The sequence below is a fragment of the Bacteroidota bacterium genome (assembly GCA_013696965.1).
Taxonomy (GTDB): Bacteria; Bacteroidota; Bacteroidia; order JACCXN01; family JACCXN01; genus JACCXN01.
This window is the reverse complement of sequence record JACCXN010000074.1, coordinates 32190-58384: the sequence shown is the minus strand read 5'-3', so window position 1 is coordinate 58384 and position 26195 is coordinate 32190. Positions and strand designations below refer to the sequence as shown.

The following is a 26195-nucleotide window of genomic DNA, read 5'->3' as shown; positions in this document are numbered from 1 at the left end:
TAATGTTTCCCATTTACCTTTGGCAATGTATTATAAAGTAGGCATGAAAATCATCTTGTTGTACAAAGGTTTATTTGAATGAAAATAATGTTTCCCATTTTCATTTGGCAGGGTAAATTAAAATAAGCATGAAAATCACCTTATTGTACAAAGGTTTATTTGAAGAAAATAAATAGGAATAGTTTTAAATATTCTACCAACTTTTCAAAAAAACAATAAATATTAATCGAAACTATTTTTATTGTAATAAGAAAAAAAAAAGAGAGAAAAAAATCTCGGAAATTAATTATTGATCTTTAGCGCCTCATGGATTGCATTTTGAATTTGAGTACGAATACCAAGGCTAACAAGTTTTTTATTTTCTGCATCAGGATATACTCTATTGGAAAGAAAGATAAAAATTAATTCGTTTTCAGGATCAGCCCAGGCCATTGTTCCCGTAAACCCGGTATGTCCGAAACTCATATCTGAAACACATTTACATGTTGGACCTATTTTATTGTAATTCATTTCAGGTTTATCAAATCCAATTCCTCTTCGGTTTTCATTTTCACAAAACTGGCATTTAATATATTCCTGAATAATTTCCTTTCTAAAATACCTGATACCTCCATATTCGCCAAATTGCATATACATTTGCATTAATTTTGCAAGATCGTTGGCATTAGAAAACAATCCAGCATGCCCTGCAACTCCACCAAGCATAGCTGCTCCCTGATCGTGAACATCACCATGAATGAGTTGCTTACGAAAGGCTAAATCATATTCAGTTGGAACAATTCTGTTTAAAGGAAACCTTTCGCGAGGCCGGTATGTTGTAGTTGTCATTCCCAAGGGTCCATAAAATGTTTTTTGAGAAAAAATTTCAAGAGGCATATAAGTATACCTTTCTATTATTTCCTTAACTAAATAATACCCCAGGTCACTGTATTTATATTCAACTTTTTCTGCAACAGGTGAATTAATTACTCTACTCATAATACTATCAGGATAATCCTTGTGTATATAAAGGTTTTCAGCCACTCTAAAAGGGAATTCCTCAGATTTCTCTTTGTTATAAACACCCGGTTTATAAACCCCCTTGTTAATTGTTTTAAGGTAAAAAGGTATCCAATCTCTAAACCCAGCTTGATGAGTAAGGATATTGCGTAAAGAAGCAGAGTTTTTATTGCAGCTATCAACTGATGGTAAAAAATCGCAAAGTTTATCATCCAAGGTAATTAAATTTTCATCCTGCAATTTCATAATCCCGGGCACTGATGCTGCAATTTTAGTAATGGAAGCTAAATCATAAATATCAGAATTTTTTACTTTGATTTTGTTTTCGTAAGTATGGTATCCAAAAGATTTATTGTAAATAACATTCCCTGATTTCGCAACTAATATCTGACATCCTGGATAAGCATTTTGGCTAATACCATAATAAGCAATGGAATCAATTTTATTGAACTGCTTTGATTTAATAAACATTTCTTCAGGAATTGTATATTTAAATCTGGTTTTAATAGTGTTATGCCCCATACCCTCCACATACAATTTTGAGGCAGTAACAGGAAGTTTCCCTGTGGCAGCAATCCCACCAAAAATAAGTTGAGCTGAATAATTTTTGCTCCATTCATTATCCTCATAGGCCATTATTAAGGCATCAACCTTTTCTATGCCCTCAATTTTTGTAAGTGAATATGGATTTGCGGGTAAGTGTACGATTGTTTTAACTCTATTGGAAAGCCTATTAATAAGATCAATTGTAACATTATTAATACCATAGTTTTTATTCCGGTTGTTGTTTGTTCCAGTAACACTAATTATCACTAAATTATAATCATTTAGCTGATCAAGTTTTGAATTTATTTTATCAATTGTCGCTTCTTTATCGATAAAATAATGATCAACTTGAGTATAAAGTTCGAGCGTTTGTTGAAAAGCATTTGCTTGATTTGATCCAATTAGCAAGGATGCAATTTTTAGTGTATCCAGATTCATTAAAGGCAACAGGTTGTTTTTATTGTTTAATACTGTAAGGGAAGCTTCTGTTAACTTTCTATTAATAAGCTCTGAACTAACTGAATTTAAATCCTCATAAAGTTTTTTAATTTGTACGGGCTGATACTTATTCAGGCCGCACCATTGCTTTGCCATAAGAATTTTCATGCATTTTAAATCTATTTCAGATTGTGTTATCTCTCCCCTTTCGATTGATTTTTTTATTTCAAAAATTGCAGTAGGCACATCCTCTGCAAATAACAAAACATCATTGCCAGCAAGAAGAGCTTTTACATCGACTATTCCTGGTGGAAAAAATTTACTTACGCCTTTCATATTTAGGGCATCGGTGAATATTAAGCCCTTAAAGCCATACTGGTTCTGAAGTAAGTCAGTAACAACAACTTTTGAAAGAGTAGTAGCAATGTCTTTTGTGGCATCATAGGCTGGGATATACAAATGAGCAACCATCATACTGCCCAATCCATTGTCAATTAATTCTTTAAAAGGATACAATTCAATGGAATCCATTCGTTGGCGAGAATGCGAAATTAATGGTAATGTTTTATGTGAATCACTATCGGTATCTCCATGCCCGGGAAAATGTTTTGCATTTGCCATTACACCATTATCCTGCATACCTTTCATATAAGCTATTCCTTTTCTGGCAACATTGTATTTATTTTCTCCGAAAGCACGGTTTCCAATTACTGGGTTTGCAGGGTTATTATTAACGTCAACAACAGGGGCAAGATTTACATGTATCCCAATTCTCTTGCAATGGTTGGCAATTTCAGCACCCATTTGATAAATAAGTGAATCATTCTGAATAGCTCCAAGAGTCATTTGTTTTGGAAATTGCACAGTACTGTCTAATCGCATAGCTAATCCCCATTCACCATCAATAGAAATCATTAAAGGTACTTTAGCAAGGCTTTGATAATAATTAGTTAGATGTGCTTGCCTTAGCGGGCCTCCCTGGAAAAATATCAAACCACCTATTTTATATTTATTAACCAAATCAACAATTTCCTCAACATGTTTTTGGTCTTTGTTTGAATAAGCAGCAACCATAAAGAGTTGGGCTATACGTTCATCGGGAGTAAGCTTTTTAAAGACTGAATCTGCCCAATGTGGATTTTGAAGATAATTTGGCGGTTGCTGGCCATAAGCTAAAGAAAAACTTAAGGGGGCAAACGGTACAAAATTTGAAACTAATAGAAGTAAACCTGCAAATAATAAATGTATGGAAAGCCTCATTGAATTAAATAAAATGTTAACAGGGTTAAAGTTAGGATTTAAACAGCGATGTTTTTCGAAACAAAAAGCTATTTATTAACAGCAAGGAGTTGATTTTATTATTGTTTAGGATTAGAATATTAACGAGGTAAATTCGTTTATATTCTTAAATGAAAAAATTGTTTTTTTTAAATAATTCTAAAGGTAAATCAGGTTTTGGAATGAAAGAATAAAAGCTATTTTTGTAAACTTTAATTTTTAGACATGTTAACGCCAAAACTTCCATCATTATTCAAACAGGCTAAACATAAAGAGTTTGAATACAAGCCTTTATATTACAATGAGGCAAATGAACAAATGAAAAAAAGATATGAAACAATAAAAAATGAACTTCAAAATTCCGAAAAAAAAACAGGCGAACATTCTTCTGATATCTTCAAAGAAAAATTAAAAGAGCGCTGGGGCCGTAAAACTTATGCTAAGAGTGTAAGTAATTATAACCTTAGGATAATTGTTATTGTTTTTCTTATTGTCATTGTTCTTTGGTACCTCTTTAAATAAAAATTGCTATTTTTCCTGTAATTAAAATTCGCAGTGAAATACTAATTTAGGTAAAACCTAAACGATAAAACTCTTAATTTCAACTTTACTAATTCAATATTTGAGAAAATTTAAATGGCCGATATAATACAATTACTTCCTGATTCAGTTGCGAATCAAATTGCTGCCGGAGAAGTTGTTCAACGGCCTGCTTCGGCTGTGAAAGAATTGTTGGAAAATGCAATTGACTCAGGTGCTCTATCCATCAAACTAATAATTAGGGATGCGGGAAAAACCCTGATCCAAGTAATTGACAATGGCAGTGGGATGTCCGAAACTGATGCAAGGATGTGTTTTGAACGTCATGCTACCTCTAAAATCCGTAAAGCAGATGATTTATTTTCCATACGAACTATGGGTTTTCGAGGAGAGGCTATGGCCTCAATTGCTGCAATTGCGCAAGTGGAATTAAAGACAAAAAAAGAAGGTGAGGATTTGGGTACTTTAATTGAGATTGAGGGTTCTGAACTAATAAAACATGAGCCTGTACAAAGTTCCACGGGAACTTCAGTTTGCATCAAAAACCTTTTTTACAATGTACCTGCACGCAGAAATTTTCTAAAATCAAATGCTGTTGAAACACGCCATATTATTGAGGAGTTTCAACGTGTAGCGTTGCCAAATCCTCATATTTCTTTTTCTTTTTACAACAATGACCAGGAAGTTTTCATGTTGGAAAAGAGTAATTTAAGACAACGAGTTTCAGCTATTTTTGGAAACAATTACAATGAAAAACTTGTTCCTGTGGAAGAAGATACTGAAATAGTGAAAATAAGGGGCTTTGTTGGTAAACCTGAGTTTGCAAAAAGAATTCGAGGTGATCAATATTTCTTTGTAAATGAAAGATTTATAAAAAGTCCATATCTTCACCATGCAGTTCAAACTGCTTTTGAAGAATTTATAGCTTCCGGAACATTTGCCGCATATTTTCTCATGCTTGACATTAATCCATCAACCATAGATATAAATATTCACCCAACAAAAACGGAAATAAAATTTGAAGATGAAAAATCCATTTATGCAATAATTAGATCTTCAGTTCGCCAGGCACTTGGAAAGTATCATATCACCCCTACCCTAGACTTTGACCAAGAAGGTAATTTTAATTTACCTCTTTCATTCCGGGATAAGGATGCAAAAATGCCTGGAATTAAGGTTAATCCCAATTTTAATCCTTTCGATTCAGAAAAATCCACTCCCGTTCAAACTTTGCAAAAAAACAATCTAAGCAATTGGGAGCAGCTTTATACAAATGATTTTAACACTAAATCGGATTTAACTGAAAAAAATTCTGAAGAAGAACATCTTCAGCAGGAGTTAAATCCTAAGTGGGAAAAGAAAACAAGCGAAAAGCCGCTTTATTATCAACTTCAAAGAACTTATATTATTACAACCATAAAATCAGGGTTGGTAATAATTAATCAGCAACGAGCACATGAAAGGGTGCTTTTTGAACATTTTTACAACTCTATTGACCAATCAAAAGGATACAGTCAACAAGTTCTTTTTCCTATTTCTTTTGAATTTCCAGTTAAGGATGCACAACTAATTATAGAATTATTACCAGATATTCAATCTATTGGTTTTGATATTCAAGAATTTGGAAATAATACTTTCATAATAAATGGGATCCCCTCTGGTGTGATTGAGAGTGAGGCACGCGATATTATTGAAGGTGCGCTGGAACATTATAAAATTAATGTTTCTGAACTAAAGCTCGATAAAAAAGACAGCCTGTGTAGAGCAATGTCAAAAAGGATTGCAATTAAAACAGGAAGAAATCTTTCAGAGGATGAGATGCGCAATTTAGTTGATGAGCTCTTTGCATGTCATAAGCCCTATAGTTCTCCAGATGGAAAACCAACTGTAATTACCCTTCCTTTAGATGAACTGGAGCAAAAATTCAGAAAATGAGAAACATTAATTTAAATTTAATCCCTTCAAACAATGATTAGACCAGGTGGATTCAATATGCTGCCCTCCGTTGTAAAAAATTTATTGATTTTAAACGGATTGTTTTTTCTGGCTACAATTGTTCTTGAAAACAGGTTTGATTTCAGCTTAATCGAGGTTTTAGGGCTTCGTTTCCCTTTTGCTGAAAAGTTTCAACCTTATCAGATTATCAGTTATTTATTTATGCATGGAAGCTTCACTCATCTTTTCTTTAATATGTTTGCTGTTTGGATGTTTGGAAGTGTTTTAGAAAATTTTTGGGGCGCTAAAAAGTTTATAATTTTTTATGTAATTACGGGAATTGGAGCTGCAGTTCTACATTATGGAATTGTTTATTATCAAATGCTTCCAACACTGCAGATGGTTAATGATTATCTAAATTCTCCTTCTCAACAAGAACTCACTAAATTTCTATCCTCAGAGTATTTTAAAATTAGTTCAACTGAAATTCTGTCAAATTTTAATGATTTCAGATCTTCGTATAATGCCCTTTTAGAACAGGGCCAAAAACAGGAAGCTTTGAATTTGTCGACAAAATTCATAGCAAATTATAAGGAGGATTATTTAAATGCACCAGTTGTTGTAGGAGCAAGTGGTTCACTTTTCGGGCTTTTGCTCGCATTTGGAATGTTGTTTCCCAACTCTCTATTATATCTTTTCTTTGCAATACCAATTAAAGCAAAATACTTTGTAATTTTATATGGTGCGTTAGAACTTTATTCAGGTTTTACAGATTTAACATCAAATGTGGCTCATTTTGCACATTTAGGCGGAATGTTATTTGGTTTCATATTGATTAAAATGTGGGGGACTAATCGTACATATTAATTTATTTCATACATTTTATTATGATTTTTTATGAATAATCCTGTTTTTGCAGAATTGAAAAATAAATTTATTGCTGGTTCGGCATTAATACAGCTAATTGTTGTAAATATTGTTGTTTTTATTTGTGTGAAACTAGTAAAACTAATTTATTTTTTAATGAATTTAGGAGATGATTCCTTTCGGACATTAATAAAATATTTCGCTGTTCCGGCTGATTTAATATCTCTTTTAGGAAAACCTTGGACCTTAATTACCTATATGTTTCTTCATGTAGATTTCATGCACATATTATTTAATATGTTCGTATTATATTTAGGTGGAAGGATATTTAGTGAATACCTGGGTGACAAAAAGTTTATTAGCACCTATTTTTTAGGAGGAATTTCAGGGGCTATTTTATATATCATTGCTTTTAACGCCTTTCCTGCATTTGAAAACATACTTCCAAATGCCATTGCAATGGGAGCTTCTGCTTCAGTTTTGGCAATACTTGTTGCTGCCGCCACTTTCGTTCCCAATTACACTGTACACCTTATACTTATTGGTCCGGTAAAATTGAAATATATTGTGATTTTTCTGGTATTGTTGGATGTAATAAGTATTGAATCAAGTAATCCCGGAGGACATATTGCTCATTTAGGTGGAGCAATTTATGGATATATTTATATCAGTAGTTTAAAAAAAGGATTTAATGTTGCCCGTTGGTTTGAAAATATAGCCGACTTTTTTACCCGTTTATTTAAACCAGGCTCTAAATTGAAAGTGGCTTACAAAAAAAAATTAAGTGATCAGGATTACAATGAAGTAAAAATTAAAAAGCAGGAAAAAATGGATGATATATTGGATAAAATTTCGCGATCTGGGTACGAAAGCCTGACCAAAGAGGAAAAGGAATTTCTATTTAAAATTAGTAAAAATCTATAGTAAGACCATTTATTATCCTAATCTTTTATTTAATGGCGAAAATTTCTACAGATATAAAACTGGCGGCTGAATATTTGAAAAAGGGAGAAGTAATAGCAATTCCTTCCGAAACAGTTTATGGTTTAGCAGGAAATGCATTTGACCCAACAGCTGTTTCAAAAATATTTGAAGTTAAAAAGCGGCCATTTTTCAATCCTTTAATTGTACATACTAATTCTATTGATAAAATTTTTGAATTTGCTGATCTTGCCGGACCTGCACTTAAACTAGCGGAAAAATTTTGGCCTGGACCATTAACCCTTCTTTTACCTAAAAAAGACAATGTTCCAGATTTAGTAACAGCCGGCAGTCCTGTAATTGCTGTAAGAATTCCAGGCCACCCATTAACCTTGCAATTATTGGAAATAATAGATTTCCCTTTGGCTGCTCCTAGTGCGAACCCCTTTGGATATGTAAGCCCTACAACTGCTGAACATGTTGTTTCTCAATTGGGAGAAGCTATTCCATTTGTATTGGATGGTGGCCCTTGTAGTGTAGGAATTGAGTCAACAATTGTTGGATTTGATTTTTCAGAAGACCTATTAATTTATCGTGTAGGAGGATTAAGTATAGAAGATATAGAAACTGAAACGGGTAAAAAAGCAATTTTATTAAATGAATTGGAAAAACTACCAACTACTCCAGGAAGACTGAAAAGTCATTATGCCACTTCTACTGCAATGCTTACAGGTAAAATAAATGAAATGATTTCTAATTACGATCCTAAAAAAACAGGTATAATATCATTTAAAACCACTTATCCCGGAGTTCCTATTTCTCAGCAAATGATTTTATCACCTGAGGGAAATCTACAGGAAGCTGCTCAAAAACTGTTTTCTGCAATGAGAATGCTTGATAAATTAAATCTGGATATTATACTTGCAGAGGAATTTCCAGAAATAGGTCTTGGAAGGGCAATAAATGACAGATTAAAAAAAGCAGGGCATAATTCAATTTAAATTCATTTTCTAAAATTGACCCTATTGGGGTTGCGGGGTTTATTTAATTACAACCAATTTGATTATTTACCAGCTCTTTTTTAAAACAAATTAAAAAAGTAAGAAACGTTTTATAAGCCAAAAAACAATTGATTTTATTGAAGGAAAAACGCTTTTAAAATTACCGAATTAAAGTTACACTCCCTGTTTTTACAAATGACTGGCCAAAAGCAGAACCATATTCTATATGATAAATGTAAACTCCAATTGGGGCTGGGCCATTTTTAGTATTCCCATCCCAACCAGTCTGGGTGTTAGAGGTTTCAAAAAATCGTTCTCCCCATCTATTATAAATTGCAAAAAAATAGGATGAAGGTTCAACAAAGGAAAATACAGGTTTAAAAATCGGATTATTTCCCATAGGAGTAAAAGCACTAGGTACATATAGAAAGGGGCTTTGTTCTATACATTTTTGATTGCTGTTGCTTTCTTCTTTAAAATCATATACATTTCCAACTCCCTCTATTGCTTTAACAAAATAACAAAATTCACCGCTGGTAGAATGAAAATCAGAAATATTATCTTCATAAAAATTAAAACCGACAGGTAAACTGGCAATTTTAGTGTAAATCCCATCTACACCACGATAAATATCATAAGATGAAACGGAGACATCAAAACCTAAATAATCATTCCATTTCAAGCTGTTCACCATTGCATCTGTATTGTTTTGAACATCAAGTAGAATAGTTTTAGCTTCATTCGAAATTCCCGATTCCTTATTGCAATTGTTTATAGTTTTAAAGCGGTATACATAGCTGTTTTCGTTTGTTTTTACATCATTGTCGGTATATTCAAACGAATCTCCTGTAATCTGAGCAGGTGAAATTTCTGCAATGGTTGCAAAAGTTCCAGTTGTTTTACGCTCAATTATATAATTTAATACATTTGCAGTTATATCCACATAAGCAGCTATTTTAATTTGAGTGTTCCCGGTAACAGTAGCATATCTTATATATGAAAATGCAGGGGAACCGGGGAAATTTGTAAAAACACAAGTTTTATTGGATTTTGAAGTTTTATTTCCACTCTGTGATATTGCCTGTATATAGTAACAAATATTGGCTTGAGAGCTTACTGAGGAATGTTTAAAAGTAGTGTCTGTATTTGAAGTAACTCCAATTAATTGATATGCCCCATTATTCACAGAAGCCCATATTTTATAATTGAGAACTCCATTTTGCCAATTCTTGTATTTGTTCCATTTCAAATTAATTTCCAGTTCACAAGCATTATATTCCATTTCTGAAAAAATTGTATTGTGAGCTGCATCAAGGGAGAAAAAACTTGAATTTCCGCAATTATCGTGAGCGGAAACAGCAAAAGTATAACTCCCAGTAGCAGAGTTGTAATTTGTAATGGTTGATGAGAGGTTTGCTGCCCCATATACAGTATCAATAGCATCCCAAGGTGGACTGGTTGAGGCATTGTAAACATATACAACGTAATACACAACATCAGGGGAAGGGTTCTGGAACCAACTAACTCTTATAGCCCCTGTAAAAGGATTTACACTAACTGAATCAATTAAAGTTGGTTGTAAAGGATCACAAGGTGGCTTAATGATTACAGGGGATTCAACAAGATTAATCTCATTGATCATAAACCCCGCAGCCTGGCTGTGAGAAAATCCTGTAAGAAACAGGATAAGAGTACAAACACATGAAATTAAGTTTCTCAATACTGAGAGAATTCTTGTTACCCACAATAAGGGCTTCATTAATTATTTTATTACTTTTTTCCAACCACCAATTCCAATAAATCTTCCTGTTGCAGGTATTTATTGGCTATATTCTTGATTTGCTTCGGGGTTATTGTTTTTATAGTATTTAAATACCTATCATAGAACTCATAGCCCAATCCGTATTCGAAAATTCCTTTAAATCTTTCTGAAAGAGCAAAAGGTCCATCTGTGTTTTTCAAAAAAACACCAGTCATGTAATTTTTAACCAGATTTAATTCTGCCTCAGATACAAGATCCTCCCTTAAACGTTTTAATTCGAAATATATTTCATTAATGGCTTTTTGGCATACATCCACCCCTACTTCAGTGGAAATAAAAAAATAGCCTGCTTTTTGCAATGAAACCAATCCTGAGCCAATACCATAGGTGTAACCCTTATCTTCCCGTATATTAGCCATTAGTCTTGAACCAAAATAACCACCCAGAATGGTGTTAACAACCTGCATGCTCATGTAATCCTCATGCGTTTTATTGAATAAATTCCTTCCAATTCTGATAGCCGATTGAATTGCATCTGGTTTTTCAATCACTTTTTGTTTTTCCAAAGGATCAAGAATGCGCATGGTATCAACCAAAAAGGATTCTGATCTTTTCCAATTGCTTCCAAAAACAGATGACAAAAGATCTATAACTTCATCCGTTACCATTCCCGCTGCAATAATTGTACATCGGTTTGAGGCATAATAATCTCTGTAGAAATCTTTTAGCCTGCTTGTATCTTCAAGTTTATCAAAATCCTCAAGTTGAACTGTATAGCCGTAGTAGTTCTTATCACCGTATAACATGTTCAAGAAATACTTTCTGGCAATGCTACTTACTTTCTGATTATCAACAAGATATTTTTGTTTTGAATTCTGTATAAATGTTTGTAATTCATTCTCTGGAAAAGCAGCTTCTGTTAGTATTTCTTTAACTACAGGCAATACTTTTTTCAAATGTTTTTCCAAAGTGTATAAAACAACAGATGAGGAATCTTTACCGGTTTCAGTTTGAAAAAATGCACCGTAATAATCAATTATACCAGCAATTTCTTCAGAACTGTGCTTATCTGTACCTTCATTAATCAAGTTATTTACTGTAGAAGCAACCAAGGGAGCAGTTTGATAGCGTTCTCCGGCTGTAAATAAAAATTCAATTTTAATAACCTCCTGTGTTCCAGCATTCAGGGAATAAAGTTCCACCCCATTTTCAAGCACATGCTTCACTGTCTGGACCATGGCTATTTTATCCAAGGTTTGAAACTCCGGTGCTAATTTTCTATCGAGCATATTCTATTTGTTTTATAATTATTTCTTTGATAAATAATAAAGTGTAGAGCAATTTTGCCCCTTAAATATTTCATTTGCAAGCTTTTTAATTTCTAATGGAGATACAAGCATATATTTACCGATTTCCTGATTAATCATTTCTGCATCACCTAATAATTCATAATAGGCAAGGGTCATAGCCTTGTTTGAAACACTCAATTCTGAAAAGGCAAGGGAAGATTCCACTTTATTTTTGACTTTATCGAGTTCATTTTGCTCAACAAGTTCAAGTTTCAACTTTTCAATTTCTTCAAAAACAGCCTGTTCGGCCTGTTTAATGGAAAACCCTTCAACAACTTTTCCACTAATAATAAATAATCCTTCATCAAAATCCCCGGTTACATAAGCATTAATTTCACTGAAAATTTTCTTTTTTTTCACCAATTCAAGGTGAAATCTTGAAGAATTTCCTCGGGAAAGAATATCAGAAATAAGATCAGCAGTATAATATTGCTTTGCTTTTCTGGCGCATATATGGTAAGCCATATAAAGGGCGTCAAAAGGAACATCTTTTTCAACTGTAAGATATTCAGGTTCAAGTTTTTCAGGTTCTTTTGGTAATTGTCTTATGAATTCAGGGCCTCTGGGAATTTCACCAAACCATTTTTCTGCCAATTCTTTAACCTGCTGGGTATCAACATCGCCAGCAACAACCAAAATTGCATTGTTTGGAGCATAAAATTTCTTGAAAAATCCTTTTACATCCTCCATTGTCGCATTTTCAATGTGGGAAATTTCTTTTCCAATTGTTGGCCAGTTGTAGGGGTGTATTTTATATGCCAGGGGTCTTAATAATAAAAAGACATCACCATAGGGTTGGTTCAAATAACGTTGTTTAAATTCTTCAATTACAACATTTTTTTGAACCTCAAGACTCTTTTCTGTAAAGGCAAGGCTTAACATTCTATCAGACTCTAGCCAAAAAGCAGTTTCAATATTATTTTTTGGCAATGTAAGGTAGTAATTGGTCATATCATTTGAAGTAAACGCATTGTTTTCTCCTCCTACCATTTGCAAAGGTTCATCATATACAGGAATATTGATGGACCCCCCGAACATAAGGTGTTCAAACAAGTGAGCAAAACCTGTTTTATCGGGAGTTTCATCTCTTGCACCTACATCATACAACAAATTAACTGCAACAATAGCGGTTGAAGTGTCTTTATGAACAATTACTTTTAATCCATTGTTTAATTGAAAACGATCAAATTCAATCATATTCTAAAATTCTTTAATTTAAATTTACCAATTATATTTTTGTGAAGCAATTTCCTCTAATGCTTCGTTATATTCTGCTATTATTTCCATAATTATCTCCTTTGCAGGCTTTATTTCATTAATTGATGCTGCTACTTGGCCTATTTCCAATTCACCTTCTTCTAAATTGCCCTCGAACATTCCTTTTTTTGCTCTTGATCTACCTAAAATCTGTTGCAGTTCTTCTCTTGATGCACATTTTTCTTCAGCCTGGAGAATTTGTTGATAAAATCCGTTTTTGATTAAACGAACCGGAGAGAGTTTTTTAAGGGAAAGGATAGTGTCTCCTTCGTTAACTTCAATTACTTTATTTTTAAAATTCTCATGCGCTGAGGATTCCTGTGATGCAACAAATCTGCTTCCAATTTGAACTCCTTGAGCACCTAGAGCAAAGGACGCGAGCATAGCTCTCCCACTTCCAATTCCACCAGCGGCAATAACAGGAATTGAAACAGCCTTTGCTACTAATGGAATAAGGCACATTGTTGTTGTTTCCTCCCTTCCATTATGGCCTCCGGCTTCAAATCCTTCAGCAACAATAGCATCAACACCAGCAAGCTCTGCCTTTCTGGCAAACTTAGCACTTGAAACAACATGTACAACTTTAATTCCATTCTCTTTTAGCTTTGTGGTCCATGTAGAGGGATTACCTGCTGAAGTAAAAACTATTTCAACCTTTTCAGAAATAACAATGTCAACCAAGGCTTGCATTTCAGGATAAAGTAAAGGAAGGTTAACAGCAAAAGGTTTAGGGGTTGCTGCTTTACATTTGCGAATATGATCTTTTAAAATTTCAGGATACATAGAACCTGCACCAATAATGCCCAATGCTCCTGCATTACTCACGGCAGAGGCTAACTCCCAGCCACTACACCAAATCATGCCTGCCTGAATTATTGGATATTTAATGTTGAAAAGTTTTGAAATAGGATTATCCATAACTGCAAATTCCTTTATTTTGAGCGAAATTAATAAATTAAGCAAGCATTAAAAACATGTAAGGATTTGCTTTTAAACAATCTAATTGTATAATTTATTTAAAATTAATTCCTTCAATTTATTAAACAAAAAATATTTTATATATATTTGTGCTTGATGCGTAAATATTTATTCATACTATTTCTTTCTTTGTTTATCCTTCCAGCAACCGGAATAGCCCAGTATGCCTGGGATTATGGTTTTGGACTTGGTGGTGCTAATTATCTTGGAGAAATTGGAGGTTTGGCAAAAAGCAGAAGAGGTTTTGTAAATGACATTAAAATCAGCCAAACACGTCCAGCTATCACTGGTTTTGCGCGTCACAGAATTAGTCCAACATTACTGGTTAAAGGGAGTCTTTCGGGTTTAAGAATACAAGGTTCAGATAATTTATCTACAAATCCAGGCCGAGTTGGAAGAAATTTAAATTTCAGGAATGATATTGTGGAATTGGCTGGAACTGCAGAAATCAACTTTTATCAACCCAATGATATTGGAAATTCAAGGAGGTTCAGATTAGATTTTAGATCGTATGTATTTTTTGGATTAGGAGCCTTTTATCACAGTCCAAAAACAAATTACAATGGTGAATGGGTGAAATTACAGCCTTTGCGCACCGAAGGCCAGATAAAACCTTACAGCAGAATTCAAATGAGTATTCCAATGGGAGTAGGATTTTATTATACTTACAAAAGAAAGCATAGGATTGGTTGGGAATTTGGTTGGAGAAAAACCTTTACTGATTACCTGGATGATATCAGTACACAATATGCTACCAACGAGCAATTGAATAATGATCCTAACACTGTTGCTATAGCTAACCGAAGGAACGAAATTAGTGGTGAGGGTATTCCTCATAGAAACAATTATGCTCCAGGCGAAAAACGTGGGGATCCAAGTAACAAGGATAACTATTTTGTTTCCACAATCAATTACAGTTATGTGATTAGGGGTAAAAGTAATTTTTACCGTTCTCAGTATAACTTTATTTGGGGTAAGGGTGGGCGTAAAAAACGTAAAACAAGAGCTAAATTCTAAAATTTTAAATAGACCCAACAAAAAAGGCTGCCATTATTTGCAGCCTTTTTTGTTGGAAATAAGTTTGAATTTATCTTTTTAAAAATTGTCCTATTTTAGAAAATGGTTTTAAAATCAGTGTAAAAGGTCCTGGCTTAAGACCATTAATTTTCCATGCCAGCAAATCTTCCCTATTTGCTTTTATCCGGTTGAAGATTGAGATGTTACTTTTTCCACCATCTCTCATTTTTACTAGAACTTCAGGCAGGTAAGCAATTTTGGTTTTTTCTTTGTGAATAAAACGAAGCATTAATTCGTAATCTGCAGCAGAAGTTAATTGGGTATTGAACATCCCAAACTTTTCATAAATGTTTCTTTTAACAAAAAATGAAGGATGAGGGGGCATCCATCCTTTTAAAAACATTCCTTCCTTGTATTCTCCTGCTTTCCAAACACGTGAAACCTTATCGGTATTGGTTCTGGAAACGTATACCAAATCTCCGTAAATACCTTCCACACTTGGATTTAAGAATTTATTAACAACATTGGTAATTACATTTGGATCGGAGTATAAATCATCTGAATTTAAAATTCCAACAATATGACCAGTAGCTAATTTAACTCCTTTGTTCATTGCTGAATAAATTCCATTATCTTTTTCAGAAATAAATGTGTTTATTTTATCCCTGTATTTTTCTATAATTACCTTGGTATTATCCGTTGACTCTCCATCAACAATGATATATTCTATATTGGGATAGTTTTGTGAAAGTACAGATTTAATCGTATCCTCAATTGTATCAGCACTGTTAAAGCAAATGGTAATAATGGAAATTTTCATTCTGTTTTAGCTTATAAGAACCCTGTCTCTTACCTTTACTGCTGGATTTCCCTGGTAAATGGAAAAAGGCTCTAAATTTTTTACTGCAACTGAGCCAACAGTTAGAATTGAATGGGAAAAGCATTTAACTCCAGGAGAAACAATTGCTTTTGCCCCAATCCAGGCCCCCTCTTCAATTGTAATTGCACCTGTTAACAAATCAAAAGTAGATTTTTTATAATTATGATTTCCGCATAAAAGCATCGCTCCCTGTGAAATGCAAACATTATTTCCAATGGTAACTAATGCTAGATTATCAATCCATGCATTTTCACCGATCCAGACATTATTATATATAATTAATTTCCAGGGGTATTTAATATTCACAGATGGCTTAATTAATACTCCATCACCAATTGTTGCCCCAAACATCCTAAGTAATCTGACTTTTAATTTATAGGATGGGAAAATCGGAGAAAGAAAGAAAATCAGGTTTACATAATACCACAAAATTCTTTTAGGTTTTGAAGCACCAGTTTTAAACCACTTATTGTTAAAAGAAGACAGATCAGTTTTATATACCATTAAATAAATAAGTTTCAATCAAAATTAAAAATAAAGTCAGCCTAAAAAAAACTGGGCTGTATTCAGACTTATTTCCTGTAAAATAACTAATTTTTCCTGAAATTATTTGTAAATTTAAATGTTTATGTAGTTTGATTAGAAATATAAATAAAATAATGAACGAATTAAAAATAGCCTTGCTCATAGACGGAGACAATGCACAGCCCAATTTATTAAAAGACATATTAACAGAAACAGGAAGATACGGTAAAGTTACCATTCGCAGAATTTATGGTGACTGGACTTCCCCGAGCATGAATGGTTGGAAGACACAACTCAATAGTTTTGCAATTAGACCTATGCAGAAATTTTCCTATTCCAAAGGCAAAAACTCCACCGACAGCGCAATGATAATAGATGCAATGGATATACTGCACGGTAAACTAGTAAATGCATTTTGTTTGATATCAAGTGATAGCGATTACACCGGACTTGCCAACAGGATAAGAGAAGAAGGAGTATTTGTAATGGGAATTGGGCAAGCTAAGACCCCGGATGCCTTTGTTAAGGCTTGCGAACTATTTATTTTTACTGAAAATTTAACACCTGATGAGACTGTTGCTGCTATTAAAAAGAAAATAAATTCCAGAAAAAATATTAGTTTAACTATTCCAGAGAATATTAATGAACAGCATGGGCTCGATAATTTCGAAAAAATAAATACGGATATAAATTTAGAATCTGAAAAAAATTCCATTAAAAGTAAAATTACTAAACAACCACTTGAAATTCGAATGATAAATTCCGCTTTTGATATGGTGAAGCAAGATGATGAATCTGCTTATTTGGGTGCAATTGGTGAAGCCTTAAGAAGATTGGATTCAAGTTTTGACCCAAGAACTTTTGGTTTTAACTCCTTAACCAGCTTATTTAAATCCTTATCTGAAAAATATGAATTAGAATACCGAAATAATGGCACTTCTGTTTATATTAAACAAAAATATTAATTTAATAAAAAAGCAGAGTACTTAGTTTGCAGGATTAATTTGAAGAGACGGTATCTTTTTTTTTTCGATTTATTTGGAACAAGCAATTGTGGAAATATAATTCCTTAAATTTTCAAGTTAGTTAAAAGATTAAAATCGGAATAATTCACGATTCTGTTCCAAAATTTCAGCATTGTTAATGAATTTTTCTGCATATAAATAAGCTCCCTTTGACCATTTATTGTAATCAAGCTGATCCATTTGTGCACATTTTTCAATAACTTTTGAAAATGTTTCAAGTTCATTTAAACTAATTTCCCAGCCGGCAAGATTTTCAGTTAAATTTTTCCATGGTGTTTTATTTGAAATAATAACGGGACAGCCTGCTGATAAAGATTCAATTATAACATGGCCGTAGTTTTCTCCCATTGTTGCCATTAGCATAAAATGACATTTCCTTAAAACACCATCAATTTCATTACCTGGTATACTTCCTTTGTAATTTACGGAAATATTTTTGGGCAGTTTCTTAATCTGTAATTTACACTGTTGCCAATAATTTTCATCATACAATGGTCCATAAATATCCAAATCAACTCTTGCATTTACATTTTCCAGGGCCAAAAGCGCAGTCAGCAATCCCTTTTCAGGAGCTATTCTTGCAATATTTACAATTTTAACCAAGCTGTTTTCTTTTATTCTTAATGTATGGGTATTTGAGGTAAATTTCTTTGGCAAATTCGGAGCTATAAAAATTTTTGAATTTGCTCCAAAATGCAAAGTAATATCCCTTGCTTCCTCTGTGTTTGTGGCATGAAAAATCACATTACTAAACAATCCAATTATCCTTGATGATTTAATAAAAAGCATTTTTTTATTCCTTTTAATTGAAACAGCCCCTTGAGAAAGCATCCCCCTGGCTGCAACTATAATTTTTTTTTCGGAAGTTTTAAATGCAAGCCGTAAAGAAAAAACACGTTTAAGATAAAACAAAGGAATTAGTGTAAAATACAAGGAATAAATACCATTTAGGTAAACCAAATCAAAATCTTCCGATTTTATTAATTGCCTGATTGTTTTACGATAGAGTTTATCACTTGAAATATAATAAACTCTGGTTCCCTGATGATTTATTATCCATTCATTTGATTTAATCTTGGGGTAAGGAGTTTGCTCACAATAATCTGTATCTCTTGTAATTATTGAGAAATCATATTCGTCCTTTAACTGCTCAATAAGATTGTTACACGATTGTACAGGTCCCCCTGCTTTATACCCCGGAAGGAACCAATCAATAAACACAAGAATTCTTTTCTTTTTATCCATTTAGGTAATCTTATTTTCAATTAGCCAGTTTTCCAATACCACAAGGTACCAAATCCGTGACCATGTAATTCGTGGGTTATCTTTCAAAAATTGCTGCCACAAGAAGTTGACTTCCTTAGGATTGATTCCATCACGAGAAGATAAGCTTTTAAGCTTTGATTCACAAAATTCCCTCAATTCGTTTTTCATCCAATGTTTCCAGGGAAAGGTAAAGCCCATTTTTGGCCTGTTAACAATATCGGAAGGAAGCAGACCATTGAGTGAATCAGTTAATAATTTTTTAGGTGTATGGGGATATTTATATTCATCCGGAACAGCTAAAACAAATTTCACCAAGTTATAATCCAAAAAAGGCACCCTAACTTCAAGGGCATGTGCCATGCTCATTTGATCAGCATCACGTAAAAGTACATTTTGCATATAAGTATAGATCTCAGCTACAGAAATTCGACCCATTGAAGGCAAGGCAAAACCTTCAGATTCAAATTCAACAGTTGATTTTAACATTTCTGCAACTTTATTAGGCGGTAAGGAGGAACCTTTAAGTAGTTTATAAATCTGTTTATCCAATAAAACCTGCCTGTAAAGAGGGTAAACTGTTGAAATATCAAAATAATCCTGTTTTAATATTTCTGCTGTTTTATCCGATGCAACTCCAGGTTTAATTGATTTCAGGGCGAATCCGGCAAGAGTCCTTGAAAACATAGGAAAGCTTAACAACCACCTGTTTTCACGTAACTTATACATTTGTTTAAAAATATCATATCCAGCGAATAATTCATCCCCACCAAGTCCTGAAAGTGCCATTGTAATTCCTGCCTCTTTCGTTACTTTAGAAACAATCCATGTATTAGGACCATCACCACTTGGGTGATCAAGAGAAGAAAGTGCCAAAGGAAGATTTTTTAAAAAATCAGAAGGGCTAAGTTTTATTTCATGATGGTTTGTTTTAAATTTTTTTGCAATCAAAGCAGCATATTTAGCTTCACTAAACTCCTGTTCATCAAAAGAAACGTTGAATGTATTTACTTTTTGTTCTGAAACTTCAGTCATAATACCAACAACAGCACTGGAATCAATTCCACCAGATAAAAAGGCACCAAAAGGAACATCGGCAACTAAGCGCCTTTCAACTGATTCAAATAACAATTGCTTTGTTTTTTTACAAACATCCTCATAACTAAAAGGAATTTTCTCTTCAAGTGCCTCCTCAACTATATCCCAATATTTTTTTATGCTGAAATCCTCTTCATTTATGGTAATGTGATGACCGGGAAGAAGCATAAAAATATTTTCAACTATTGTAAAAGGAGCATGAACAGTCTGATACCGCAAATAGTCAATAAGTCCTGAGCGGTTTAATTTTAAAGGAATTAAACCGGTATTTAATAAGGGACGTATTTCTGAGGAGAAAATTAATTTTTTTTCATCTTTAAAATAATAAAGGGGCTTAATACCAAGCCTATCGCGGGCAATGAACAATTCTTTTTCATGAGAATCCCATAGTGAAAAAGCGAACATACCGTTAAATTTATTGACGCAATTTTTTCCCCACCTTTTAAATGCAGCAAGCAAAACTTCTGTATCTGTATTTGTTGTAAATGTTTCAGCCAAATAAGAATTATCAGTTTTTCTTAATTCTTCACGTAACTCCTTGTAGTTGTAAATTTCACCATTAAAAACAACTGTAAATCTTTTGTTGGCATAACTCATAGGTTGATGTCCTGCGCTGGATAAGTCAATGATAGAAAGCCTGCAATGACCTAAAGCTACCGGGCCTTCTGTAAAAACACCATTATCATCAGGACCCCGATGAGAAAGAGTATCATTCATTTTATTTAGGATGGGAAAACATTCCGTGGCCCCATTATGGCTGTATATTCCATTAATTCCACACATATTTTAAGATTGCTTTTCCTGCCTCTGGTATATATTTTCTTCTATAATTAAAAAACTCTCGGAGAAGGGTTTAAATTGTTCTTTCAAAATATCTAAATAATTATCCCCATGTTTAAGGTAATATGGAATAAAGTTTTCATGTCTTTCCTGCAGCCCGTTGCCTGGAAATAATTTCTCTTTTAGTTTTGTAACCTGACTTACTGTGATTTCTTGCTTTTGTTTTTCAGCTTTTAACAATTTATTCTCTAAATGTTTTAAAGACTGAAGGTTTTTTTGTAGATCCGCTTCAACACTAGCTTTTAGGGTTACATCAATGGAAAGAGCCTTAGTTGAAATTCTATTATAAATAGTTTTAAGTTCATTCATTTCATCCTCAAGGGATAGTTCAAAATCGGATTGCTCTGCAACAAGCTTGTTTATTAGCGTAACAGAATTTTCAAACAGGTCTTTGGCAGTTAAATTTAATTTTTTCAATCTATCAGCCGAATTAGCATCAATCCATAGCGCTGAATTTCTTAGAATCAATGCAGGAAAATCTGTTTTGTAATAATCAAAAACACTTTTAAGTTCCAGCCAATATGCCAGCTCTCCTCCTCCTCCAACGTAAGCTATTCCAGGCAAAACAAATTCTTCAAACAATGGTCTTAAAGAAACATTAGGGCTAAATCTTTCGGGATAGTTATCAATTTCATTTATAAGTTCAGATTCTGAAAAAATTAATTCTGTATCATGCACTTTATACGTTCCATCTTCTGCTTTCTCAATTCTTTCTCTTAAATTATTCTTTAAATAGAAGAAATTTATTTCTCTTGGATGCATTTGTACCTTCCTGTAACCTGCATTAGACAACTCTTTTATAGTATTATTGATTAATCCAAATGCAGTGTTGTTTAAAATATCATCTTTAATAATTGGTTTAAATGCTTCTTTCAATTTTTTGTCACTACCATCAATAATAACAATTCCCCATTTTGAAAACAATTCATTTACTAAATACCTTAATGCATCTGAAAGGTTGTTGTGTTTAAGAAAAGCTTTATCAAATAAGTCATTCAATTTTAATGCATTTTCACCCTCTCCCATTATTTGTTTGAGCTCATTTATTTCATTACCAAGTGAAGAAGTATTAATTCTTCCTACGGCTCCTTTTACAGCCTGTTCAGGGTTCCAAACAATTTTTTTATTGAATATATTAATATGATTTACTTCTTCAAAATCATGATCTTCACTTGCCAGCCAAAAAACAGGAACAAAATCATATGCAGGAAATCTTTCTTTAAGCTCTCCTGCATAATTAATACATGTAATAATTTTATAAATGAAATATAAGGGTCCTGTGAACAGACACAATTGGTGCCCAGTAGTAATGGTGTAGGTATTGCTGCTTTTAAGTAAATCAATGTTTTTTAGTGAACTTTGAGAGATATTTATTTCTGCATTTACATTTTGTTTGGTAATAACATCAGCCAAAATAGTACGGTCAAAGTTGTATTTTTTCTTTTTCAGGGCCTTTTCAAAGGAAGATGGTTCTGGATAAAAATTAAAAAAAGGCTCAAGTTTTTCATCTTTGTTAAGATAATCAACTATAATTTTCGAAAAAAAGCCAGTTTTTTCAAAGTCTATTTTTGTTGTTTTAGCTACCATTATGGTGTCAAAGATAGGAAGTTCTGATTTATATTTAATGAAGAAGTGCTTTTGTTTTTTAGAATAAAAGAATATTTAAATCAGAAAGAATATTTAGCTCTTTAGTTTTAAAATACTAAGGAAATAGTTTACAAGAATGATTGAAAAATCTGGGGCTATTTAAAAAAATCCTGTAGTCCTAAGTTTGTTAACAAAAGGTTAGAGTAGTTTTATTTTCCAATTTTTAAAAAAAAATATTTTGTTTTCCTTTAATACTGGCACCTGCATGACTTTTTTTTTAAAAAAATTAATTATACTTGAATTTTTTTACTCCATCAAATCCTTTGGCAGCTATAATAAAAACAAAGGGCATCAATGGCATTCTTAAGCGTGCATCTGCTTCGGTACCTGATGATGCTACTATATAGTACAGTATTATCAGTAAAAGTGGGATCAATAAAGAAAAGTTCTTTTCTTTAAATAATATAAATACTCCTGCAAGAAAAGCCAGCCATGTAACCATTAAAATAATAATCTGGAAAACACTAGCAATAAGGGCAAAAGTTGAAGTTTTTTCAACAACAGATTTATAACCAGTCCCCAAAGCTTGAACATGGAATCCTAACTGATAGTCAACAAAGCTTCTAGCGGGTTTTAAAAGTAGTAAGAATCCATTTTGCATGGATTGTTTAATAAACAGCAAAGGGTTTTCTGAAATAATCTGCCAGGCTATTTTATTGCTGATTGCAAAACCATTTTTTAAATCAACTCTGTAATAACCAGTTTTTATTTCTTCATACTCTTCAACAACTTGCTTTTCCAAGTATTTCCTGGCTTGCTGAATGCTTATGGTGTGTTTTTTTGCATATACTTCAGCAGCCCTAAAATGCAATAAATTAACATTTGAAACCGTGCTTATAAATTTAAAACCAAAAACATGGTTGTTTCTGTACATCCAAAAGAACACAAGCAAATAAGAAAGAGAAAGAAATACGAAGTATTTAACTATTATTTTTTTATTTATTTCAAACCTGATTAATAAGATAATCACAAATGGTAAGAATATGGCTATTGGCCGTATAAGAATAGCAAAACTAATTGTAAGTGCGCTAAGAACAAAGAAAGTATAACTGCTTTTTTTCCTAGCAAGTAAAATTAACCAAACCGAGAGCAAGAATGCAAAAACAAAAAACGTTTCGGATAGAATGGTACTTGCAAATAGGATTGAAGGAAAATCAATAACCATTAAAAATGAGGCAATAAGTGCTGTTTTTCTCGAGAATTCAAGTCTAATAGTAATCAGATAAAGCAATACTGGAATTAAAGCAGCACAAAGCACCTGGAAAAGAACCAATGGCAATAAATCCTTAAAAAGGGCAAGGAAAAAACTTATTAATAGTGGGTAACCTGGAGTTCTAAAATGTTCTTTATAGAAATAGCCATCGCTAAATCTGCCAAATTCAGCTTTTGACAAAATATTTTGTCCTAATTCTAAATAGCCATGAGAATCAAAAAAATAAAAACCATCGGGGTTAATAAAAAAAACAGTTAGAAACCAGGCAAAACGAAAAACAAGAGCAGTTGTGAAAATAAACAACAGCTCTTGTTTGTTTTGTTTTAATGCATTAAACATTTGGAATGAAAAAAAAAATCAACAATAATCCCCAAAGGGTTTAGCTAACAAAATCAAATTTCAAATGAAAATAATAAATTATTTAATTATTTTCATTTCATTCAAAAGATAACCAGCACCTGCGAACTTATCGATTACAAAAAGAGTATAGCGAATATCTACTGATATGTTTCTTACTCTTTCAGGATCATACATAATATCACTCATGGTGCCTTCCCAATTACGATCGAAATTTGTTCCTATAAGGTATCCGTTTCCATCAATAACCGGACTTCCTGAATTTCCACCTGTGGTATGGTTCGATGCTATAAATGCAACCCTTAATTCTCCATTTTTATCCGCATATTGTCCAAAATCCTTGTTTTTATATAATTCTTTTAATTTGTCAGAAACTATAAATTCATCAATTTCGGGGTTTTCTTTTTCCATAATTCCTGAAAGAGTGGAGTAATAAATATATTCAACTCCATCTGCGGGCTCATAACCATCAACTTTTCCATAGGCAACACGCAAGGTTGAATTTGCATCCGGATAGTATTTTTTCTCAGGAATTACTTCTCTTAAAGCTTGCATATAAGTTCTGTTCAGTCGGTTTAATTCATTGTTGATCCGGGTAATTTCCGGTAAAATAACAAGTCTGTAGTTTTTAATAAAACTTATCATAAGCTCATAAGCTGGATCGCGAGAAATCGTCTTCGCCATTTCCTTTGTAAACGTTCCATTCTTTTTTACAGAAGCTTCCTGTGCATCAATAAATTTATTAATTTTTTCAGCTGAGCTCATTACTGAACCATCAAAAACAAATTGGGCATATTTATTAAAATCTCCTTTGAATTTTTTATCAATTGTTTTAAATATTTCGGGATGGTTTGAAGCATTCACATCTTTTTGATACATTTCTAAAAGAGCGGTAAATATTTTTTGATCTGTAACCGCATTGTAATTTTTAAAATGCCCTTTTCCAATAGCCCTTAAATTTTCCAATTGCTGAAGGTATTCATCCTTAGTTTTTGCAGGGTTATTTGCTGATTCGGCAATAGCCATAAAAGTATTGGCTAATTTTATTATTTCAACAGCCATTACAGCTTCACCAAAATAATCATAAGGTTTTTGTATTTTATCAAGTTGATCGTATAAAACTTTGAAATCTTTTAATAAAGATCCATATTTTGTAGCATGGTCAGGATTTTCAGCCAGTCGATCAGTAAATTTTGTTTCAAAATTCCGTTTTGCTTCAATAGCATTTAACTTTTTAAGTCCCCTGTTCTCCCCTATCCACTTTTTATGGTAATTACTTACAGAGGCATATTTTGCAGCATATTGAATTCTTACTTCATCACTTTTTTTCATTTCCTTGTCCCAAATATCAAGTCTTGTCGTTCTGATTTTAATTTTAGCAGGATTGGAAACATGCATAATATTATCAACCGCATAGGATGTTAAATATTGATTTGTTCTTCCAGGAAAACCATAAACCATTGTAAAATCACCTTGTTCAACACCTTTTAGTGATACAGGAAAAAAATGTCTTGGGATAAAAGGAACATTTTCAGTTGAGTAATCTGCAGGTTTGTTTTCTTTATTGGCATAAATTCTAAAAACCGAAAAATCACCTGTATGCCTAGGCCACATCCAATTGTCGGTATCTCCTCCAAATTTACCAATTGAAGATGGTGGTGCCCCCACTAACCTTACATCACGAAAGGTTTCAGTAATATACATGTAAAACTCATTTCCATTGTAAAAAGGTTTTATCTTAGCCTCAAAATGTGTTCCTAGAACCGCTTCTTTTTCAATGCTCCGGCTGTTTTGAGCAATTAGACTGTCTCTTAAGGATTCCGACATGTTTGTTAAAACACCTTTAAGCACTTTTTGGGTAACGTCCTCCATGCTAATAATAAAAGTTGCGGTCAAACCAGGATTTGCTAATTCTTCAGCTCTGGATTTAGCCCAGAAACCATTGGTTAGATAATCATTTTTAACCGAACTGTGAGATTGAATCTGACTGTATCCACAGTGGTGGTTTGTTAGCATTAATCCTTCGGGGGAAATTAATTCTCCTGTGCAACCTCCTCCAAAATGCACAATTGCATCTTTTAAACTGGAACGGTTTATACTATAAAGGTCTTCTGCACTTAGTTTCAACCCCCTGCTTTGCATATCTGATTCATTGAGTTGCTTTAATAACAAGGGTAGCCACATTCCTTCATCAGCTTTAATCGCGCTGATATTAATTGTGAAAATGAAAAGCAGTAAATGATAAATTTTAATTTTCATGGATAGGTTTTTATTAAAGCTGAAAAGAAATAGACAGTCAAAGTTTTTTCAACAGTTTATTTTATGTTCACTTATTAATTGTTTGGGTTTGTTTTCAAAAGTGCGAATAATTATTTCAAATCTCAAAATAAATCTCATTTTTAAATTATAAAAGTTAAAACGCTCATAGGGTGAACGTCATTTTTCATTACACAATTGCC

19 protein-coding genes are annotated in these 26195 nt (G+C 32.9%); 7 read left to right on the top strand and 12 right to left on the bottom strand.

Annotated features, from left to right (window positions below; translation table 11 throughout):
• Positions 1-282: 282 nt before the first annotated feature.
• On the bottom strand, positions 283-3243 hold the full coding sequence (locus H0V01_11445; protein MBA2583985.1) for a serine hydrolase: 2961 nt from the start codon (positions 3241-3243) through the stop codon (positions 283-285).
• Between the two features lie 243 nt (positions 3244-3486).
• Here H0V01_11445 and H0V01_11440 point away from each other — a divergent pair, with 243 nt between their 5' ends.
• The 5 genes from H0V01_11440 (at position 3487) to H0V01_11420 (ending at position 8525) form a co-directional block, all read left to right on the top strand.
• A complete protein-coding gene (locus H0V01_11440; protein MBA2583984.1) occupies positions 3487-3783 on the top strand; it encodes a hypothetical protein in 297 nt (98 codons plus the stop codon).
• 114 nt (positions 3784-3897) lie between these two features.
• Positions 3898-5736: a DNA mismatch repair endonuclease MutL gene (gene mutL / locus H0V01_11435; protein ID MBA2583983.1), complete on the top strand. Its 1839-nt coding sequence runs from the start codon at positions 3898-3900 to the stop codon at positions 5734-5736.
• A gap of 57 nt (positions 5737-5793) precedes the next feature.
• The gene (locus tag H0V01_11430; protein MBA2583982.1) at positions 5794-6603 is read left to right on the top strand and encodes a rhomboid family intramembrane serine protease; all 810 of its coding nucleotides are present in this window, start codon (positions 5794-5796) and stop codon (positions 6601-6603) included.
• A gap of 30 nt (positions 6604-6633) precedes the next feature.
• Positions 6634-7527 carry a rhomboid family intramembrane serine protease gene (locus H0V01_11425; GenBank protein ID MBA2583981.1) on the top strand — a complete coding sequence of 298 codons (894 nt, stop codon included), beginning with the start codon at positions 6634-6636 and terminating at the stop codon, positions 7525-7527.
• Between the two features lie 32 nt (positions 7528-7559).
• Positions 7560-8525, top strand: coding sequence for a threonylcarbamoyl-AMP synthase (locus H0V01_11420; protein MBA2583980.1), 966 nt, complete (start codon positions 7560-7562; stop codon positions 8523-8525).
• Positions 8526-8685: 160 nt separating this feature from the next.
• Here H0V01_11420 and H0V01_11415 read toward each other — a convergent pair whose 3' ends face one another.
• Genes H0V01_11415 through H0V01_11400 form a run of 4 tightly spaced genes read right to left on the bottom strand, consistent with a single transcriptional unit; the run spans position 8686 to position 13811 of the window.
• The gene (locus tag H0V01_11415) at positions 8686-10284 is read right to left on the bottom strand and encodes a gliding motility-associated C-terminal domain-containing protein (GenBank protein MBA2583979.1); all 1599 of its coding nucleotides are present in this window, start codon (positions 10282-10284) and stop codon (positions 8686-8688) included.
• A gap of 11 nt (positions 10285-10295) precedes the next feature.
• A complete protein-coding gene (locus H0V01_11410; protein ID MBA2583978.1) occupies positions 10296-11576 on the bottom strand; it encodes an insulinase family protein in 1281 nt (426 codons plus the stop codon).
• A gap of 18 nt (positions 11577-11594) precedes the next feature.
• Positions 11595-12833 carry an insulinase family protein gene (locus H0V01_11405; GenBank protein ID MBA2583977.1) on the bottom strand — a complete coding sequence of 413 codons (1239 nt, stop codon included), beginning with the start codon at positions 12831-12833 and terminating at the stop codon, positions 11595-11597.
• A gap of 24 nt (positions 12834-12857) precedes the next feature.
• The gene (locus tag H0V01_11400) at positions 12858-13811 is read right to left on the bottom strand and encodes a DUF561 domain-containing protein (GenBank protein ID MBA2583976.1); all 954 of its coding nucleotides are present in this window, start codon (positions 13809-13811) and stop codon (positions 12858-12860) included.
• A gap of 156 nt (positions 13812-13967) precedes the next feature.
• Between H0V01_11400 and H0V01_11395 the strand changes: the two genes are divergently transcribed.
• Positions 13968-14888: a hypothetical protein gene (locus H0V01_11395; GenBank protein MBA2583975.1), complete on the top strand. Its 921-nt coding sequence runs from the start codon at positions 13968-13970 to the stop codon at positions 14886-14888.
• Positions 14889-14958: 70 nt separating this feature from the next.
• On the opposite strand, the gene H0V01_11390 is transcribed toward H0V01_11395, so the two are convergent.
• Positions 14959-15708, bottom strand: a complete 750-nt coding sequence (locus H0V01_11390) for a glycosyltransferase (protein ID MBA2583974.1) — start codon at positions 15706-15708, stop codon at positions 14959-14961.
• Positions 15709-15714: 6 nt separating this feature from the next.
• Entirely contained in the window at positions 15715-16272 is a 558-nt protein-coding gene (gene wcaF / locus H0V01_11385; GenBank protein MBA2583973.1) for a colanic acid biosynthesis acetyltransferase WcaF, read from the bottom strand.
• Between the two features lie 155 nt (positions 16273-16427).
• Between wcaF and H0V01_11380 the strand changes: the two genes are divergently transcribed.
• A complete protein-coding gene (locus tag H0V01_11380; GenBank protein MBA2583972.1) occupies positions 16428-17258 on the top strand; it encodes an NYN domain-containing protein in 831 nt (276 codons plus the stop codon).
• 129 nt (positions 17259-17387) lie between these two features.
• Here the strand turns inward: H0V01_11380 and H0V01_11375 are convergent, their stop codons facing one another.
• The 5 genes from H0V01_11375 to H0V01_11355 form a co-directional block, all read right to left on the bottom strand.
• On the bottom strand, positions 17388-18563 hold the full coding sequence (locus H0V01_11375) for a glycosyltransferase family 4 protein (protein MBA2583971.1): 1176 nt from the start codon (positions 18561-18563) through the stop codon (positions 17388-17390).
• Entirely contained in the window at positions 18564-20462 is a 1899-nt protein-coding gene (gene asnB, locus H0V01_11370; GenBank protein MBA2583970.1) for an asparagine synthase (glutamine-hydrolyzing), read from the bottom strand.
• 3 nt (positions 20463-20465) lie between these two features.
• Complete coding sequence (gene bshC, locus H0V01_11365) at positions 20466-22106, bottom strand: bacillithiol biosynthesis cysteine-adding enzyme BshC (protein MBA2583969.1); 1641 nt, start codon at positions 22104-22106, stop codon at positions 20466-20468.
• A gap of 286 nt (positions 22107-22392) precedes the next feature.
• Positions 22393-23718 carry a glycosyltransferase family 39 protein gene (locus H0V01_11360; protein ID MBA2583968.1) on the bottom strand — a complete coding sequence of 442 codons (1326 nt, stop codon included), beginning with the start codon at positions 23716-23718 and terminating at the stop codon, positions 22393-22395.
• Between the two features lie 78 nt (positions 23719-23796).
• Positions 23797-25995: a S46 family peptidase gene (locus H0V01_11355; GenBank protein MBA2583967.1), complete on the bottom strand. Its 2199-nt coding sequence runs from the start codon at positions 25993-25995 to the stop codon at positions 23797-23799.
• Positions 25996-26195 lie beyond the last annotated feature (200 nt).

Coding starts and splice junctions, on each gene's coding strand:
- mutL (MBA2583983.1), top strand. CDS start 3,898: ATGGCCGATATAATACAATTACTTCCTGATTCAGTTGCGAATCAAATT.
- H0V01_11420 (MBA2583980.1), top strand. CDS start 7,560: ATGGCGAAAATTTCTACAGATATAAAACTGGCGGCTGAATATTTGAAA.
- H0V01_11390 (MBA2583974.1), bottom strand. CDS start 15,708: ATGAAAATTTCCATTATTACCATTTGCTTTAACAGTGCTGATACAATT.
- H0V01_11425 (MBA2583981.1), top strand. CDS start 6,634: ATGAATAATCCTGTTTTTGCAGAATTGAAAAATAAATTTATTGCTGGT.
- asnB (MBA2583970.1), bottom strand. CDS start 20,462: ATGTGTGGAATTAATGGAATATACAGCCATAATGGGGCCACGGAATGT.
- H0V01_11395 (MBA2583975.1), top strand. CDS start 13,968: ATGCGTAAATATTTATTCATACTATTTCTTTCTTTGTTTATCCTTCCA.
- H0V01_11410 (MBA2583978.1), bottom strand. CDS start 11,576: ATGCTCGATAGAAAATTAGCACCGGAGTTTCAAACCTTGGATAAAATA.
- H0V01_11430 (MBA2583982.1), top strand. CDS start 5,794: ATGCTGCCCTCCGTTGTAAAAAATTTATTGATTTTAAACGGATTGTTT.
- H0V01_11360 (MBA2583968.1), bottom strand. CDS start 23,718: ATGTTTAATGCATTAAAACAAAACAAACAAGAGCTGTTGTTTATTTTC.
- H0V01_11405 (MBA2583977.1), bottom strand. CDS start 12,833: ATGATTGAATTTGATCGTTTTCAATTAAACAATGGATTAAAAGTAATT.
- H0V01_11445 (MBA2583985.1), bottom strand. CDS start 3,243: ATGAGGCTTTCCATACATTTATTATTTGCAGGTTTACTTCTATTAGTT.
- H0V01_11400 (MBA2583976.1), bottom strand. CDS start 13,811: ATGGATAATCCTATTTCAAAACTTTTCAACATTAAATATCCAATAATT.
- H0V01_11355 (MBA2583967.1), bottom strand. CDS start 25,995: ATGAAAATTAAAATTTATCATTTACTGCTTTTCATTTTCACAATTAAT.
- H0V01_11440 (MBA2583984.1), top strand. CDS start 3,487: ATGTTAACGCCAAAACTTCCATCATTATTCAAACAGGCTAAACATAAA.
- H0V01_11375 (MBA2583971.1), bottom strand. CDS start 18,563: ATGGATAAAAAGAAAAGAATTCTTGTGTTTATTGATTGGTTCCTTCCG.
- H0V01_11380 (MBA2583972.1), top strand. CDS start 16,428: ATGAACGAATTAAAAATAGCCTTGCTCATAGACGGAGACAATGCACAG.
- H0V01_11415 (MBA2583979.1), bottom strand. CDS start 10,284: ATGAAGCCCTTATTGTGGGTAACAAGAATTCTCTCAGTATTGAGAAAC.
- wcaF (MBA2583973.1), bottom strand. CDS start 16,272: ATGGTATATAAAACTGATCTGTCTTCTTTTAACAATAAGTGGTTTAAA.
- bshC (MBA2583969.1), bottom strand. CDS start 22,106: ATGGTAGCTAAAACAACAAAAATAGACTTTGAAAAAACTGGCTTTTTT.